Origin of the sequence: Trichlorobacter sp., from assembly GCF_034008105.1 — a bacterium.
Taxonomy (GTDB): Bacteria; Desulfobacterota; Desulfuromonadia; order Geobacterales; family Pseudopelobacteraceae; genus Trichlorobacter.
Genome location: NZ_JAVEPN010000007.1, coordinates 97,489 through 114,173 on the forward strand (window position 1 = coordinate 97,489; position 16,685 = coordinate 114,173).

The 16,685-nt window shown below is 61.1% G+C and carries 14 protein-coding genes, 1 tRNA gene, 1 other RNA gene and 1 riboswitch; of the genes, 5 read left to right on the forward strand and 11 right to left on the reverse strand.

Going from position 1 to position 16,685, the window contains the following annotated elements; translation table 11 throughout:
• The first annotated feature begins 3 nt into the window (after positions 1 to 3).
• The 4 genes from RBQ93_RS05930 (at position 4) to fdhD (ending at position 3,123) form a co-directional block, all read left to right on the forward strand.
• Positions 4 to 810 (forward strand): 4Fe-4S dicluster domain-containing protein, encoded by an 807-nt coding sequence (locus RBQ93_RS05930; protein ID WP_320371136.1) that lies wholly within the window; start codon positions 4 to 6, stop codon positions 808 to 810.
• On the forward strand, positions 803 to 1,423 hold the full coding sequence (locus RBQ93_RS05935) for a formate dehydrogenase subunit gamma (protein ID WP_320371137.1): 621 nt from the start codon (positions 803 to 805) through the stop codon (positions 1,421 to 1,423). The genes RBQ93_RS05930 and RBQ93_RS05935 overlap by 8 nt, the downstream gene beginning before the upstream one ends.
• A gap of 97 nt (positions 1,424 to 1,520) precedes the next feature.
• Positions 1,521 to 2,360 carry a formate dehydrogenase accessory protein FdhE gene (locus tag RBQ93_RS05940; protein WP_320371138.1) on the forward strand — a complete coding sequence of 280 codons (840 nt, stop codon included), beginning with the start codon at positions 1,521 to 1,523 and terminating at the stop codon, positions 2,358 to 2,360.
• Positions 2,350 to 3,123 carry a formate dehydrogenase accessory sulfurtransferase FdhD gene (gene fdhD / locus RBQ93_RS05945; RefSeq protein WP_320371139.1) on the forward strand — a complete coding sequence of 258 codons (774 nt, stop codon included), beginning with the start codon at positions 2,350 to 2,352 and terminating at the stop codon, positions 3,121 to 3,123. The genes RBQ93_RS05940 and fdhD overlap by 11 nt, the downstream gene beginning before the upstream one ends.
• A 3-nt stretch (positions 3,124 to 3,126) precedes the next feature.
• Here the strand turns inward: fdhD and RBQ93_RS05950 are convergent, their stop codons facing one another.
• The 11 genes from RBQ93_RS05950 to RBQ93_RS06000 all read right to left on the reverse strand — a co-directional run bounded on the left by RBQ93_RS05950 (position 3,127) and on the right by RBQ93_RS06000 (position 15,828).
• Positions 3,127 to 3,855 (reverse strand): energy-coupling factor ABC transporter ATP-binding protein, encoded by a 729-nt coding sequence (locus RBQ93_RS05950; RefSeq protein ID WP_320371140.1) that lies wholly within the window; start codon positions 3,853 to 3,855, stop codon positions 3,127 to 3,129.
• Positions 3,852 to 4,550, reverse strand: coding sequence for an ABC transporter permease (locus tag RBQ93_RS05955; protein WP_320371142.1), 699 nt, complete (start codon positions 4,548 to 4,550; stop codon positions 3,852 to 3,854). The genes RBQ93_RS05950 and RBQ93_RS05955 overlap by 4 nt, the downstream gene beginning before the upstream one ends.
• On the reverse strand, positions 4,550 to 5,359 hold the full coding sequence (locus RBQ93_RS05960; RefSeq protein ID WP_413818361.1) for a substrate-binding domain-containing protein: 810 nt from the start codon (positions 5,357 to 5,359) through the stop codon (positions 4,550 to 4,552). Before RBQ93_RS05960 ends, RBQ93_RS05955 begins: the two co-directional genes overlap by 1 nt.
• A gap of 125 nt (positions 5,360 to 5,484) precedes the next feature.
• Positions 5,485 to 5,604: riboswitch (molybdenum cofactor riboswitch) on the reverse strand.
• Between the two features lie 76 nt (positions 5,605 to 5,680).
• Positions 5,681 to 6,535, reverse strand: coding sequence for an Hsp33 family molecular chaperone HslO (gene hslO, locus RBQ93_RS05965; RefSeq protein WP_320371145.1), 855 nt, complete (start codon positions 6,533 to 6,535; stop codon positions 5,681 to 5,683).
• A gap of 82 nt (positions 6,536 to 6,617) precedes the next feature.
• Positions 6,618 to 10,199: a pyruvate:ferredoxin (flavodoxin) oxidoreductase gene (nifJ, locus tag RBQ93_RS05970; protein ID WP_320371146.1), complete on the reverse strand. Its 3,582-nt coding sequence runs from the start codon at positions 10,197 to 10,199 to the stop codon at positions 6,618 to 6,620.
• 52 nt (positions 10,200 to 10,251) lie between these two features.
• On the reverse strand, positions 10,252 to 10,845 hold the full coding sequence (recR, locus tag RBQ93_RS05975; protein ID WP_320371147.1) for a recombination mediator RecR: 594 nt from the start codon (positions 10,843 to 10,845) through the stop codon (positions 10,252 to 10,254).
• A gap of 134 nt (positions 10,846 to 10,979) precedes the next feature.
• Entirely contained in the window at positions 10,980 to 11,294 is a 315-nt protein-coding gene (locus RBQ93_RS05980; RefSeq protein ID WP_320371148.1) for a YbaB/EbfC family nucleoid-associated protein, read from the reverse strand.
• Between the two features lie 56 nt (positions 11,295 to 11,350).
• Positions 11,351 to 13,018, reverse strand: coding sequence for a DNA polymerase III subunit gamma/tau (dnaX, locus tag RBQ93_RS05985; RefSeq protein ID WP_320371149.1), 1,668 nt, complete (start codon positions 13,016 to 13,018; stop codon positions 11,351 to 11,353).
• A gap of 48 nt (positions 13,019 to 13,066) precedes the next feature.
• An RNA gene (gene ffs, locus RBQ93_RS05990) (signal recognition particle sRNA small type) lies at positions 13,067 to 13,165 on the reverse strand.
• A 124-nt stretch (positions 13,166 to 13,289) separates the two neighbouring features.
• Entirely contained in the window at positions 13,290 to 15,656 is a 2,367-nt protein-coding gene (locus RBQ93_RS05995; RefSeq protein ID WP_320371150.1) for a fatty acid cis/trans isomerase, read from the reverse strand.
• Positions 15,657 to 15,737: 81 nt separating this feature from the next.
• A tRNA-Ser gene (locus RBQ93_RS06000) sits at positions 15,738 to 15,828 on the reverse strand.
• Positions 15,829 to 15,935: 107 nt separating this feature from the next.
• Between RBQ93_RS06000 and RBQ93_RS06005 the strand changes: the two genes are divergently transcribed.
• Complete coding sequence (locus tag RBQ93_RS06005; protein WP_320371151.1) at positions 15,936 to 16,682, forward strand: nucleoside phosphorylase; 747 nt, start codon at positions 15,936 to 15,938, stop codon at positions 16,680 to 16,682.
• Positions 16,683 to 16,685 lie beyond the last annotated feature (3 nt).

The window sequence follows — 16,685 nt, forward strand, 5'->3', positions numbered from 1 at the left end:
GCCATGGCGACGACACCGACACCATTCAATGCCGATAAACGCAAAGGCTTTCTGGTTGATACCGCACGCTGTATCGGCTGCCGCTCCTGCCAGGTGGCCTGCAAGCAGTGGAACAAGCTGCAACCGGACAAGACCACCAACAAGGGGACCTTTGAAAATCCCCGCGACCTGACCCCGGCCCTCTATAACCGGATCCATTTTGTAGAGAGCGCAACCAGCGACGGCGGCATGAGCTGGCAGTTTTTCAACGAACGCTGCATGCACTGCGGCGAGGCCGGCTGCATGAAGGTCTGCCCCTCTCCCGGCGCGCTGACCAGAACCAAAGACGGGATCGTGGTCTTTAACAAGGAGAAGTGTATCTCCTGCAAGTACTGCGTCTCGGCCTGCCCGTTCAACATCCCGCGCTATGACGAGGATGACAAGGTATCCAAGTGTCACCTCTGCATCGACCGGGTTTCAAACGGCCTGACGCCGGCCTGTGCCAAGGCCTGCCCCACCGAGGCGCTCAAGTTCGGCAACCGCGACACGCTGATCGCCTCGGCCAAGGCTGCCAACAAAACTCTCTACGGCGAGAACGATCTGAACGGCCTGGGGGTGGTCTACGCCCTGGAAGGGCCGCCGGACCAGTACGGTCTGCCGAACAAGCCAAGCATTCCATTCTCGATCTTCCTCTGGAAGGATGTTATCAAGCCGCTGGGGATTCTCGGGTTCTGGGGCAGTATCGGTGCAGTGCTGCTGCACTATGTCACCATCGGCCCCAAGCAGCTTGAGGAAGAGCAGACCCGCAGGGAGGAGGACCACCATGAATAAGAACCGGATCGAACGGTTTACCACCAAGGAACGGGTACTGCACTGGGTGGTCGCCCTGTCCTTTTTCACCCTGGTACTCTCAGGACTGGGGCTTTTCTCCCAGATGTTCAACGGCTACTTCAACCTGTTCGGCGGCGGCCAGAATGCCATTATGGTTCACAAGCTGGCCGCACTGATCTTTTTTGTCACCTCATTGATGATGTTTTTCCACAACCGGACCGAGATCACGACCCTCACCGAGAACGACTGGAGCTGGATCAGGAAGAAGGGCTGCTACCTGACCAAGGAGGACTGCCAGTTCAACATGGGCAAGTTCAACCCAGGCCAGAAACTGTTTGCGCTCAGCATCGCCGTTGCCACTGTCATTCTGGGCATTACCGGCATTTTTATCTGGTTCCCGACCTTCTTTCCGCGTATCGTTGTGCAACTGTCGCTGATGCTGCATGGCCTGATGTTTGTCTGCGCCCTGATGTTCACCGTCGTGCACGTCTATCTGGGTTCGGTCGGCAACCCCGGCACACTGGAATCCATGCTGTGGGGTAACGTCACCAGGACCTGGGCCAAGCATCACCACGCCCGCTGGTACAAGGAAAACTTCGAGAAGAACCGCTGATGCGCTAATGCCAGGATCAGACCGAAGCGACCCCCTCCCCGCACAGGGAGGGGGTTTTCATTAACACACCCAGATAACCACAGGGATAGGGACACTGATGAACACAACCGAGGCAAAGCTGGCAGCCCTGCGCGCAGCGCTCACCACAGCGCCAGAATATGCGGAGATCATTCCTTTTTTCATTGCCATTCAGGAGTATCTGCAAGGCCGTGAGCTGGAAACCGGCATCACGGCCACTGTGGCCGCCTCCCCCAAAGAGCGTAACCAGTCGGGCTTGCCGCTGCTGTCGCCTACGGAACTGCAGGTGGACCGCCAGCAGGCGCGCCAGTTCCTGGCCGGCCTGGTAGCGGTGATCAAGGCCAACAGCCGTGAACCTGTGGATGGCATGGACAAGCTGGCCGCCGCGCTGGCCGCTGACCAGCTTGACCCTGCTCCGCTGTTCAGGGCCATCCTGGAGCGACAACGGCCACCGCTGGACGAAGCTGCTGCCAGGCTGGAAGTGCCGTCGCCGCTGATCGAATTTCTGTGCGAGATACCGCTGCGCACCATGCTGGAACTATTCGCAAAACCATTCGGAGCGGGCGATGTTGACGGCTGGCAGGAAGGATTCTGCCCGATCTGCGGTTCGCGGGCAGGTATGGCCGAATTGGCCGGTGACGAAGGCAAACGTTACCTCGCCTGTTCAGCCTGTAGTTTCAAGTGGCCGTTCAGCCGTCTACAATGCCCCTACTGCGGCTGCGAAGAGCCGGACAAGCTCTCCTACTTCACCGTTGATGACGGCCCGGTGCGAGTCGACACCTGCAAGGGCTGCAGCCGCTACATAAAGACCCGCGACTCACGCAAGGGTGACGCCGCTGTGCCCTTGGAGGTGAGTGACGCCCTGACCATGCACCTCGATCTGATGGCGTCGCGCGAAGGATTTGAACGTGGAAAATAGGAAACCGGTCATCCACCGTTACCAAAACGGCAAGCTGACCCTGGAACAGGGCGAAACAGTGCAGGAGTTTGCGCTGTTGTTGCAGGTGAATGGCCGCCAGATCGCCACACTGGTCTCCTCGCCCCATGACCTGCGCCAACTGGTGGTTGGATTCCTGCGGCTGCAGGGATTCGTGCAATCAATCGCCGATTTCGACCTGTTGGCGATCTGTGACGATTTCGGTGTCGCCAATGTGCGCATCAAGGGTGAGCTGCCAGACCAGCTCAGGCCGGTGCTGACTTCCGGCTGCGGCACCGGCATCACCTTTACCCTGCCCGAGGCGCCGACCGGCATGATCTGCCCGGCTGGCCAGCCAACTGAGGCGGCAACCATCTTCAGCTTGATGGATCAGCTGAACCAGCTGACCGATCGGTACAGTACCCACGGCGGTATCCACTCGGCCGCCGCCGGTGACGAGCAGGGGCTGCTGCTGCATTGCGAAGATATCGGGCGTCATAACACCGTCGACCGGATCGCCGGTGAGGCTCTGCTGCGAGGTATCGACCTGAGCGGCAAGCTGCTGCTGACCTCGGGGCGCATATCGTCAGAGATGGCTGCCAAGGCAGCACAGCTGGGGGTTCGACTGCTGGCGTCACGCACCTCCCCCACCGACATGGCGGCCACCATCTGTCAGCAGGCCGGCATCACCCTGGTGGGCTATGTCAGGGGAGGATCGTTCAAGGTCTACAGCCGACCCGAGGGGATCATCACCCCGATTGGTTGACCATTACAGGCCAAAAAACGCCGCAACATAGGGATTGGCGGGCTGCCGGGCTATCTCATCCGGACTGCCGGCCTGGATGACCCTACCCTCTTCCAGCACAAGCACCCAATCAGCAAGCCGGTACACCTCTTCCCGGTCATGGCTGGCAATGACCGCCGCACCGCTGGCCGCATGCAGGCTCACACCAAAATCCTCAATCAACGTCTTGCGCGCCAAGGGGTCCAGCGAGGAAAACGGCTCGTCCAACAGGATCACCTCCGGCTGGGCAGCAAAGGCCCGTGCCAGACTGGTGCGTTGCCCCTCGCCGCCCGACAGTTTGCGGGCCGATCGCTTGGCCAGATGGGCGATCTTGAAACGTTCCATACTGGCAGCGACCCGTTGCTGCAACTCCGCCTTTGCCATACCACGCAGTTTAAGCCCTGCGGCCACATTGTCCTCCACCGTCAGATCGAACAGCAGCGGTTCCTGAAAGACCATAGCCAGCTTTCTGCGATACTCAACTGCAGCCCGGCCTTCAGGCACCGGCACACCACGGTAGCACAGCTCACCGCTCACGCTGTCCAGCAGCCGGGCGAGGGCCAGCAGCAGGCTGGTCTTGCCTGAGCCATTGGGACCGATCAAGGCCACGGTCTTGTTTTCATGCAGCACGAAGGACGGCATCTGCAGCACCTCGCTGCCTCCGCGCCTGACAGCCAGGTTCCGCATCTCCAGTAATGGTACGTTGCCGGTCATCGCGGACGCTCCCGTTGCTGGATCACGGTCAGCAGATAATTGACCCCGAAGGCCAGCCCCAGCAGGACCAACGACAGGGCGATCGCCACCTCAAAGTTGCCCTTGCCGGTCTCCATCACCGTTGCGGTGGTCAGCACCCGCGTCTGCCCCTTGATGTTACCCCCCACCATCATTGAGGCCCCCACCTCGGAGATCACCCCGCCGAAACCGGCCATCACCGCTGCCAGCAGCGGCAGCCGCGCCTCACGGACCAATAACCAGACCATCTGCCGACGGGTGGCGCCCAAGGCCAGAATCTGCAGTTTCAGATTGGCAGGCAGGTTTTGAATCGAGGCGATGGTGATGCCGGTGACAATCGGCGTGGCAATCACGGCCTGGGCCAGCACCATGGCCGCTGGCGTATAGAGGATCTCCAGGAAGCCGATCGGGCCATTGCGCCAGAGGAAGATGGTAATGAACAGGCCCACCACCACGGGTGGCAAGCCCATACCGGTATTGACCATGCTAATGATCAGCCGCCGCCCCGGAAAATCAGACAGCGCCAAAAGCGTGCCGGTCGGCAAGCCAAGCGCCAGACTGATCAGGGTTGCGCTACAGGAGACCTTGAGTGAAAGCAGGGTGATCGACAACACTTCGCTGTCCAGGGCCAGCACCAATGCCAGCGCCTGACGTACACCCTCAACAATCAGTTCCATCAGAGCCCCAATGATTCAGGCGTTTTGCCTGCATCCGGAAAAAACAGTGCTGAACCGTACCTGCTGACACCGAAGCTGCCGATCAGCTGCTGCGCTTGTTTCGAGACCATGAAATCGGCAAAGGCCTTGCCGCCGGCACGGTTTACCTTGGGCCATTTGACGCTGTTCAGCTCCAGCACATGGTAGATGTTGAGCAGTTTGCCGTCACCCTCGCTCAGGATATCCAGGCCCAGGTTCTTTCTAAGCGCCAGGTAGGTGGCCCGGTCGGTCAGGGTGTAGCCCTTCTTTTCTGCTGCCACGCTCAGGGTCTGGCCCATGCCCAGGCCGGTCTGTTGGTACCACTGCTGCCCCTCTGGATTAAGGCCGGCTGCCTTCCACAGGCCTAGCTCCTTGGCGTGGGTACCTGAGTTATCGCCGCGGGAAGCGAATAATGAACCGCTGCGGGCGATACGACTGATGGCCTCGATGGCGCTGGTACCTTTGATCTTGGCCGGGTCAGCGGCCGGACCGACAATCACGAAATCATTGTGCATCACCAGACGACGGGTGGCGCCAAAGCCAGCTGCCATGAACTTCTGTTCGGCAGCCGGGGAATGCACCAGCAGCACATCGGCCTCTCCCCGTTCTCCCATCTTCATCGCCTGGCCAGAACCGACCGAGATCGTCTTGACCTGGTAGCCCGTCTGCTTCTCAAAGACCGGAATCAGCAGATCCAGCAGGCCCGAATCCTGGGTGCTGGTCGTGGTGGCCAGAATAACGGACTTGGAGCCTGCCGCCTCGGCGAAGACCGCTCCACCACCTATCGACATCACCAGCAGCACTACCGCGATCAACATACGTACGATCAGCATGGTTCATCCCTCCTGTTTGGTTGTAGTACAAAAAAAGGCCGCTTTTCATAAAGAAAGGGGGCCTTAGGACACCGGGTAACCGGGTCACTGATGCGCATTCCCCTTTTCAAAAGGATGGCGACGCTGTTTCCGGCGGCACCGGCGATCACAGTCCATGAGGTTTTCTCCCTGGTAGGGCCTGTGATTCGGAGATAGTGCGGTGTACTCGTTGCCTGTCATGGCATATTTTTATCAACTTGTCTAGCAACAGCGAATGGCCCGGCTAGACGTTCAGCTCCCTTACTGCAACCGCTCCAGCAGTGACGGCAACTCCCGATCCAGTCGATACTGCCTGCGACAGAATTCGCAGGTCACCTCTGCGCTGCCCTGCTCGGCCATCAGACGCTCAAGCTCCTCCTTGCCCAGCGACAGTAGCGCCCGCTCCACCTTGTCGAGCGAGCAGCCGCAGCGGAAGGAGAGATCGGTGGACTCCAACAGGTTGTACTCCAACCCCTCCAACAGCAGCTCCAGCAGTGCAGTGGGGCTTGTGCCCCCTGCTAACAGGGTCGTCAGCGGAGGCAGCTGTTCAATGCGAGTCATGACCTGCTCCACCGCAGACTCGTCGGAGGGAGGCAGCGACTGGATCAGGAAGCCACCAGCTACGGCCACCTGACCGTCCGGCGCCAGGCTGACTCCCAGGCCGACCGCCGACGGGATCTGATCCGAGTCGGTCAGGTAGTAGGCCAGGTCTTGGGCGATCTCGCTGGTGTAGAGCTGCACCATGCCACTGTAGGGTTCTTTCAAACCCAGGTCTTTGGTGACGGTCAGGAAGCCGGCCCGGCCCAGCGCGTCGGGCACACTCTCGGCAACGGCATCGGGAACGGCCACGGTCGCCCGCAGGGCGCCGTCCCAATCAACCTCGGCGATAAGCTTCTGCATCGGGCCGTTGCCCTCAAACTTGATCGCCAGCCGCTGGCCCTGCTTGAGGGTGCTGCCCAAAAGCGCTGCACCGGACACAGCCCGGCCCAGCGCTACTGAAACCACCGGCGAACAGCCCTGCAGAAAACAGATGTCGTTAACCACGCTGGTGGTGACGCAGGCCACGGCCCGCAGTTTACCCTTGGCCGCCATGGCCCTGGCGAGGTGGTCGTTCACTGAGGTTTACCCCTTTCGCGATAAAAAAGCCCCGCAGATTTCTCTGCGGGGCCGGATTGTACCATCATTTACAAACGGGAAACTACTTCTTCTCGCAGGTGTCCTCGAAGCTTAAGCTGGCCAGCTTCTGATAGTAGGCGAAGTGAGCCTTGGCCCACTCACCGGCCTGCTTCATCATGGCTTCTGCACCTTTCGGGTTGGCCTTCTTGAGCATCCGATAACGGTTCTCGTTGTTGGTGTACTCTTCGAAGCTGATGGTTGCAGCCTTGCTGTCCAGCTGCAGCGGGTTCTTGCACTCGGCAGCCAGGGCCGGGTTGTAGCGGTACAACGGCCAGTAGCCGGATTGGACAGCCTTCTTCTGGGCATCAACCCCTTCGGTCATGTTGATGCCGTGGGCGATACAGTGCGAGTAGGCGATGACGATCGAAGGACCGTCAAAGGCCTCGGCCTCCAGCATGGCCTTGACGCACTGGGACGGATTTGAAAGGGCCACGGTGGCCACGTAGACTGTGCCGTAGGACATGGCGATCATACCCAGGTCCTTCTTGCCCACCGGCTTGCCGGCGGCGGCAAACTGGGCCACTGCACCGATCGGCGTCGCCTTGGATGCCTGGCCACCAGTGTTGGAGTAGACCTCGGTATCCAGCACCAGCAGGTTGATGTTCTTGCCGGAGGCGATGACGTGATCCAGACCGCCGAAACCGATGTCGTAGGCCCAGCCGTCGCCACCGATACACCAGACCGACTTCTTGACCAGGTAATCGGCGATCGGCAACAACAGTTTGGCAACCTTGTTCTTGCTGCCCTTCAGGGCGGCCTTCAACTTCTCGACCCGACCACGCTGGGCCTCGATACCGGCCTGGCTGGACTGGTCAGCGGAGGCGATCTCCTTAAACAGCTTGGCAGAGGCGGCAAAGGCCTTGTCGGCGGCCAGTTCGGCCACGTACTCCAGGGCCGACTTGGTGAACTGATCCACGGTCAGACGCATGCCGTAGCCGAACTCGGCGTTGTCCTCGAACAGCGAGTTTGACCAAGCCGGGCCACGGCCGTCGGCCCGCTGGGCCCAGGGGGTGGTGGGCAGGTTGCCGCCGTAGATCGAGGAGCAGCCGGTGGCGTTGGCAATCATCATCCGGTCGCCGAACAACTGGGACAGCAGTTTCAGATAGGGGGTCTCGCCGCAGCCGGCGCAGGCGCCGGAGAACTCGAACAGCGGACGGACCAGCTGGTTGTTGTTGAGGGTATCCAGCTTGACCTGGGTCGCATCCACATCGGGCAGTTTGAGGAAAAACTCGAAGTTCTCGGCCTCCTGGGCGCGCAACGGCGGCTGGAAGGCCATGTCCAGCGCCTTGTGGTTGGCGTTGGTCTTGTCCTTGGCCGGGCAGTTGTGGGCGCAGGCGCCGCAACCGGTACAGTCTTCCGGCGCCACCTGCACGGTCAGCTTCTTGCCTTCCTGGCCCTTGATCTTGCAATCAATCGATTTGAACGCCTTGGGTGCGCCTTTGAGCTCCTTGGCGTCATAGGCCTTCATCCGTACAGCGGCGTGGGGGCAGACAAAGGAGCAGATGCCGCACTGGATGCAGAGCTTCTCGTCCCAGACCGGGATCTCGGTGGCGATGTTGCGCTTCTCGTACTGCGAGGTGGCGGTGGGGAAGGTACCGTCAGGCGGCATGAGCGACACCGGCAGCTGGTCGCCCAGACCGGCCACAATCACGCCGGTCACGTCTTTGACGAACGTGGGGGCCTTAGCCGAGACCGCGGCCGCCATCTTGATCTTGCTGCTGGCCTTGGTGGGCACCTTGACTTCGTAGAAGTTGTTCAGGCCCGCATCCACCGCCTTGTAGTTCATCTCCAGCACCTTCTCGCCGGCCTTGCCGTAGGACTTCTTGATGGCACCCTTGATGGAGGCCACGGCGTCCTTGATCGGGATGATATTGGAGATCTTGAAGAAGGCGGTCTGCATGATGACGTTGATGCGGGGGCCGAGGCCGATCTCGTTGCCCAGGTGTACGCCGTCGATCACGTATAACTTGAGCTTTTTGTCAATGATCTGCTGCTGCACCTCTTTGGGCATCTGGTCCCAGACCTCGTTGGGGCCAAAGGGGGCGTTCAACAGGAAGGTGGCGCCCTTCTTGGCCTTGGCCAGCATGTCGTACTTCTCCAGGAAGGAGAAGTTGTGGCAGGCCACGAAGTCGGCCTCCTGCACCAGGTATGGGGCGCGGATGTACTTCTTGCCGAAGCGCAGGTGGGAGGTGGTCATGGAACCGGCCTTCTTGGAGTCGTACACGAAGTAGGCCTGGGCGTTGTTGTTGGTCTCCTCGCCGATGATCTTGATCGAGTTCTTGTTGGCGCCCACGGTGCCGTCGGAACCCAGACCGTAGAACATGGCCTGATAGACCCCTTCCATCGGGTTCTTGTAGTTGTAGTCAACTTTTAGGCTGCTGTTGGTCACATCTTCCTCGATGCCGACCACGAACTTGTTCTTCGGCTTGGCGCTTTTCAGGTTATCCAGCACGGCCTTGGCCATGGCCGGGTTGAACTCCTTGGAGCCCAGACCGTAGCGGCCGCCGACGATCACCGGATAGCCGTTGAACTTGAACTTGCCTTCGGCCATCCCTTCGCCGATGGCGGTGCGCACATCCAGGTAGATCGGCTCGCCCAGGGAGCCGGGCTCCTTGGTGCGGTCCAGCACGGCGATCTTCTTGACGGTCTTGGGCAGCGCCTTCAGGAAGGCGTCTTTCGGGAAGGGACGATAGAGGCGGATCTTGACCACGCCGACCTTCTCACCCTTTTTGACCAGGTTCTCAACGGTATCCTGCACCACGTCGGCACCGGAACCCATCACCACCACCACCCGCTCGGCATCCTTGGCGCCGACATAGTCCACCAGCTTGTACTTGCGGCCGGTCAGTTTGCCGAACTTGTCCATCTCTTCCTGCACGATCTTCTCGCAGGCCGGGTAGTAGGGGTTGACGGTCTCACGGCCCTGGAAGTAGACGTCCGGGTTCTGGGCGGTACCGCGCATGACCGGCTTGTCCGGGTTCAAGCCCCGGGCCTTGTGCTCGGCGATCAGCTTGTCGTCCAGCATGGCGGCCATCTCGTCGAAGGACAGCTCCACCACCTTCTGGATCTCGTGGGAGGTACGGAAGCCGTCGAAGTAGTGCAGGAACGGCACTCGGGCACGCAGGGTGGAGGACTGGGCGATCAGGGCGAAGTCCATCACCTCCTGCACGTTGTTGGAGCACAAGAAGGCCCAGCCGGTGGAGCGGCAGGACATCACGTCGGAGTGGTCGCCGAAGATCGACAACGCCTGGGCGGCAATGGCGCGGGCCGAGACGTGGAACACGGTAGAGGTCAGCTCGCCGGCGATCTTGAACATGTTGGGGATCATCAGCAGCAGGCCCTGGGAGGCGGTGAAGGTGGTGGTCAGCGCGCCGGCCTGCAGGGCGCCGTGCACGGCACCGGCGGCGCCGCCCTCGGACTGCATCTCGACCACCGAGGGGACGTTGCCCCAGATGTTCTTCTCGCCCACGGCGCTCTTGGCGTCGGAGATCTCGCCCATCACCGAGGATGGGGTGATCGGGTAAATGGCAATGACTTCGTTGGTGGCGTGGGCCACGTGAGCTGCGGCGGTGTTGCCGTCAATGGTCACCATCTTCTTGCTCATGCTGCTCCTCCTGTTGATTGTGGTACCTAAAGATGTCCGAACGACCGGATGTTCAAAGCTCGCTTCTGCCTTTAAGGGCCCATTGCACGGTGGCCGGGTCCACGAATTCGATATCGCTGCCCAGCGGGATACCGTGGGCCAGCCGGGTGACCTTGACCCCCAGCGGCTTGAGCTGTCTGGCCAGGTACAGTGCCGTGGTCTCACCCTCCACCGTGAAGTTGGTGGCGATCACCACCTCTTCGACCCCACCACGCTTCACCCGCTCCAGCAGTTCGGCAATCCGCAAGGAATCGGGGCTTATGCCCTGCAAAGGCGAGATGGCCCCCTGCAGCACGTGGTAGGCCCCCTGAAAGGCGTTGCTGCGCTCCAGGGCCAGCAGGTCCTGGGAGGTCTCCACCACGCAGATGGTGCGGGTGTCGCGCTGGCCGCTGCACAGAGGACAGGGGTCCTGCTCGGTCAACGTAAAACAGACGGAACAGGCCCGCACCCGCTCTTGTACTGCGAGCAGCGCTTCGGCCAGCGACGTCATGTTGTGAGGGCTTTTGAGCAGGTGAAAGGCCAGCCGGAAGGCGGTCCGTTCACCGATGCCGGGCAATTTTTTCAGCTCGCCCACCAGCCGCGTCAGTGTAGGTGCATGTTGTAGCATAGAAAAAACCCAAGTAAAACAATTTTTTATAATTATAGTGTGGTTAAAAACAAGCGGACGACAGGAATCCCATCGTCCGCTTGTTTCTGTCTGATATCAGGCGGTTCATTACAGTCTGAGTAAAAGCATAGCTGTTAGAAAAGACCCGGGATGTTCATGCCGCCGGTGATCTTGGACATCTCCTCGGACAGTTCGGCATGCACCTTTTTCAGCGCCTCGTTGACGGCGGTCATGATCAGGTCCTGCAGCATCTCCACGTCGTTGGGATCCACCGCCTCGGGCTTGATCACCAGCGACTTGATCTCGTTCTTGCCGCTGACCACCACGGTCACAGCGCCGCCGCCGGCAGTGGCCTCGGCGGTCTTCTGGGAGGCCTCCTCCTGCAGTTTGGCCATCTTGCTCTGGATCATCTGGGCCTGCTTCATGATACCTGCCAATCCTTTTGACATCTGCCTATAACCTCCATGCTGTTTGGTAATGGTAAAACAGAGTTAGTCTTGATTGCCTACAACGGCTTGACCTCGACGATCTCACCGCCCAACACCTTAAGCGAAGCCACCAGCAGCGGATGTTCGGCCGCCTCGCGGCGGGCCGTGTTCAGCCGCTGTTCGTCGTCATGCTTTTTTTTTTCAGCCAGTGACTGGGGACCTTGCCCGTCGCCAGCCGCCACCGAGGTGATGGTTACCACCGTGGGCTGATGGTTGAACTCGGCCGCCAGCTCACGCACCGACTGCAGGGTCTCGCTATCCTGCAGGCAGGTCAGATAGTAGGAGCCTTCGTCAAAACCGACTTCGATCCGGTCCGGAGAACAACGCAGCGGCGAACCATACTCCAAGAGCGCCCCCACGGCCGGTTTGCGCTCCAGACAGAAGGCCACGAAGCGCTCCCAGGCGCCGCCGGCGGTCTGACCGGCCGGGGCAGCGGCGGCAGCGGTTGGTGTCGAAGGGCCGGCTGACGCCGGCGTCTGGTGTTGCCTGGCAACAGGTACGCTCTGCTGCGCAGGGTTGCGCCACAGCTCCGGTGTGGCCGCAGCGCTGGTCTCCAGGGCCTTGATCCGCTCGATCAGCTGCTGCACCGGCAGCACCGGCTGCAGGGTGGCCATCTTCAAGAGCGCCATCTCCAGCAGCAGCCGAGGAAAACTAGCCTGGGCCATCTCTGCTTCCGCCTTGACCAGCAGGGTCAGGCGACGCTGGATGGCCTGTGGATCATGGGCTTCAGCCTGACGCCGCAGCTCGTCCAGTTCGGCCTCGGCCAGATCGAGGATACCGGCCGGGTTGGGCACCGAGCGGATCACCAGCAGGCCGCGGAAGTGGGCGATCAGCTCCTGGGTGAACTGGCGGATGTTGTAGCCGAAGCTGTCCACCCGGCCCACCCCTTCCAGGGCGGCCTGGGTATCGCCGTTCAGCACGGCGGCCGACATATCGGCCAACAGGCGCCGGTCCACCACCCCCACCAGGGTGGCCACATCGTCGTCTAGCACCTGATTGCCGCAGAAGGCCAGCACCTGGTCGAAGCAGGACAGCGAATCGCGCATGCTGCCGTCCCCCTTGCGGGCAACCATGGACAGAGCGGCGTCGGAGATGGTGATCTGCTCCTGCTGGGCGATGTGGCGCAACCGGGCCACGATCTTGGCCAAGGGCACCCGCTTGAAGTCAAACCGTTGACAGCGGGAGAGGATCGTGATCGGCAGCTTGTGGGGCTCGGTGGTGGCGAAGATGAATTTGACGTGGGGCGGCGGCTCCTCCAGGATCTTCAACAGGGCGTTGAAGGCGTTGGTGGAAAGCATGTGCACTTCGTCGATGATGTAGATCTTGTAGCGGCTGTGGGACGGCAGGTAGCGGCTGTTGTCCCGCAGCTCGCGCACGTCGTCCACGCCGGTGTTGGAGGCACCGTCGATCTCAAGCACGTCGGTGGAGCTGCCGTCGGTGATCTCCTTGCAGAGCGGGCAGACGTTGCAGGGCTCGGCCGCCGGCCCCTGTTCGCAGTTGAGCGCCTTGGCCAGGATACGGGCCGAGCTGGTCTTGCCCACCCCCCGGGCACCGGTGAATAGGAAGGCATGGGCCACCCGCTCAGTCTCGATGGCGTTCTGCAGGGTACGGCTGACATGCTCCTGGCCGGTCAGTTCACCAAAGGTCTGGGGACGGTATTTACGGGCAAGGACAACGTAAGACACGGCTGGCTTCCTGGCTTTGGACAGCTACGATGCGTTGTGGGCGGAGATGGTAGCCGGGTTGACCCGCGGCACACGGCGACAGCCGCTGCCGTTGCTTCCTTCCGGACCTGGCGGGGTTCACGGCCTGCCGTTGCGCAGGGCCCGGCTACCATCTCCGCCCACAACCTGGACGAATCAATCGTGATGATCAAGCAGGCAGTCTGCATAGCACACCTGGCCGCCGTTTGTCAAAAGCTGTTGATGGAGCCGGCGCCGAACCAGTCGCTGCCTGTCAGTTGGCCTGGTGGTAATACCGGTTCAGGTCCAACAGGCCGCCCCGTACCGGCTCGTCCTTGTCAAAACGCTGCTGGAACCAGTCGTAGGTCTCCCAGAAGCGGTCGTCGGCGCGATTGATGCCGTAGCGCACCAGCCGTTCCCGATCCCTGGCAGAGCCGCTGAAGTGGGCCAGCAGATTCAGGAAGTCGGGCAGCTGATCCACCCGCACATCAAAAAAGTAGTTGGGATAGGAGCCGATCAGCCCCGGGATGAAATCGACATCGTCCTTGGTTGGATCGAGACGGCCATCCTCGCCCAGTAAAAAGGCGACGTTGTCATGCCAGCGGTTGACCACCAAGGAGGCCACCCGGTCAGTACCGTCCGGCAGACGCACCCGCAGGTAGGCCAGATTGGCATTGTAATCGTTGACCATGCGTACAAAAGGCATACCCGGCTTGGCCAGGGCACGCAGTGCGCGCAGATAATCATCGGCAGTGCGGTAACTGGTCGGCAACTGCGGATACTGGGCCCCGGCCCGCAGGTAATTGATCGGATCAAAGGCGATGCCGGTGGCCGGCAGCAGGCGGTGGTCCACCAGCTCTTCCACAAATTCCCGCTTGGGGTCGCTGCTGCCAAACCTGATCCGGGCCGGAAGTGCCGAGGGATGATAGCCGATCTTCTGCAGGTCGAGCCCCAGATACCAGGACTGCATGATCTCCTGCCGCCTTTCCGGCGGCAAAAAATCGAGAAAATAGCTCTCCCCCTCGGTGCGCAGCTGATCCATATACAACCGCAGCGACAGCTGGTGGGCCACGTTGCCGTAGACGTCGAAACCGGCCACCAGGGCGTAGTAGATCCGCTCCAAGAGTGGATAGTCGATCACCCAGACCGTCTTGGGCAGGTTACCCAGGGCTCCCTTGTGCACCGAGGCGTTGTCGAAGTGGCGGTAGACCGTCAAGAGCGGTGCATCCTGAGGCCGGTTGCCCTTCCAGATCGCCTCGTAGTCCAAACCGGCGTAATGGTGGGCAGCATAGTAATCCTGGCGGGCACGGTAAAACGCCTGGGCCCCTTTGCTGTAGCGGTCGGCGACCGCCGAGAAGATGCCCATGTCGCTGCCCTGCTCGATCGGCATGCGCAGCTTGTCGCTGTGCAGCCGTAAAAAACCGGGGTAACTGACCGCCAGATCGTGGCCCGGGTCCATGAACAGGACCCAGAAATGGTCGTCGATCACGTTCAGGGCGATCTGCCCCTTGCAGACCGGCCCGTGGATAAAGGTCATGATGATGTAGTGGGCGTTGTCCAGCAGAAACTGGTAGCGGGAGCGGGGCGGAATCTGCTCGAAGGCCCGAAACGGATTGGCGCTGAGATGGGGATCATACCCCACCAGGTGCGGCTCTTGCAGCCAGTCCGGCACGATGAACAGCTCCTGAAAACGGCTTAACTGGGCGTCGTCAAGCTCAAAGACCATGTGGGTCTTGTGGACGATGGTGCTGTGGATCTTGCGGAAGCGGTAGTAGACCCGCTCTACGCCGGGGTCGTCATAGGGGCGCACGGTGGGGATCAGGTCGATCGGCTGGCCCGGTGCGGTGCGGGAGCGAACCAGTTCGAAAAACTCGTTACTGCCGCTGTTGAAGGTCAGGTGAGCCAGAAAGAGGTGCTCGTACAGGTAGCGGGCGGTCATGCCGTGCTTGGGATCGTCCTGATTGAGAAAGCTCTCCCATAGGACGATGGCCCGGGCATCGGCCGGCTGGGGACTGACCAGCTCGGTCTGCTGGGACCCATCTGGGCCCCTGGCGCCCTGTATCAGCCAGCCGGCGATCAGGTTGAATTCGTCGTCTTTCAGCGGCGGGAAACCGAACGGCATGCCGTTGTTGGGATGCTTTTCCAGGTAGCTGCCCAGCTCGTCCTGGTCCTTGGCGCAGGTCAGATCCTCGGCCTCGGGCCGGTACTCGCCGCGGCTTTTAGGATTTTTCTGCTTGTGGGCCAAGAGCTGGATCATCAGCGAGTCGTTCAGATCGCCGGAGACGGTGCTGCTGGTGACACTGGTAAAGCCTTTTCCGCGCCACTGCTCTGTTGATTGGGCATCCACAAACAGGCGGCTCGGCTCCATGCTGTGCAGGCGGGTGCCGTTGTAGACCGCCTGTTTGGAGGCACCGCGGTCGACCCCTTCAAAGGAATCCAGCTTCAGCTGGCAGGGGGAGTTGTAGCAGGAGTGACAGACCGTGCAGCGTTTATCCAGCAGCGGTTTGACCTCGCGCTGGTAGTCGATGGTACGGTTGGGCAGCTGCACGGTCACCGGCGGCAGCGCCTTGGAGAGGCAACCGGCCAGCAGGGCTGCCATAAAGACGATCGGCAACAGTCGTAGGAACACGGCAGGGCCCATTGACAGACCTCCTGGTTCGGCAAAGATGCTACAAAAAAAGGCCACGCGCTGCACGTGACCTTTCGAATGAGAACAAAATTATGGCGGAGAGGGAGGGATTTGAACCCTCGGTACGGGATTAGCGTACACACGATTTCCAATCGTGCTCCTTCAGCCGCTCGGACACCTCTCCGCAGAAGGGTCTTGCTATTTAGTATATTTTTCTGTTTTTGTCCAGAATTTTATTGCCCTTTTGCCGGCGACAAAATCTGAGGTACAGTCCACGCCGGGAGGAACGCCATGATCGGAATCGTCACCGCCCTGCCGGAAGAGCGGGCGGCAGTATTGAAAGCCATGCGTCAGACAACCCGTGAACAGCAAGGTGGTTTGCTGCTGTACCGTGGCGTCCTGGCCGGCCGCGAGCTGTGCCTGATCGAGGGCGGCATGGGGACCAGCGCCGCCGCCAGGGCGAGCAAGACGCTGATCACGGCCTGTAAGCCGACCCTGCTGATCTCGGCCGGCTACTGCGGCGCAGTGCGGCCCGGACCGGCCACCGGCGACCTGGTGCTCTGCAGCCGACTGTTGACTGCCGACCAAGAGCGGGTGCAGGAGCTGCTGCTGCCGGGCAGCGAACAGGCAGCGGCACGCCTGGCTGCAGAGCTGCAGCGCTTTGGTCTGCGGGCTTGGCAGGGCAGCTTCATCACCACCCGCGGCATCACCGGCAAGGCGGCCATTGCGGCACGCCTGCCGGAGGATATGGCCCATCCGGTACTGGAGATGGAGAGCGCAGCGGTGGCCCTGGCGGCCAATGGCACCGGCATCCCCTTCATCGGCCTACGAACGGTCAGCGACGATGCCTCGGAGGAATTGAAGTTCTCGCTGGAGGAGATCTGTGACGCCAATGGGCAGGTGGCAATCGGACGGGTAGTGTGGCTGCTGGCGCGCAGACCACTGTTGCTGGCCCAATTCCTGCGACTGGCGGCCGGCAGCGCCAAGGCCGGCCAGGCCCTGGGCAAGGCCCTGGAGAAGATCGTACCGCTGCTTTGACCA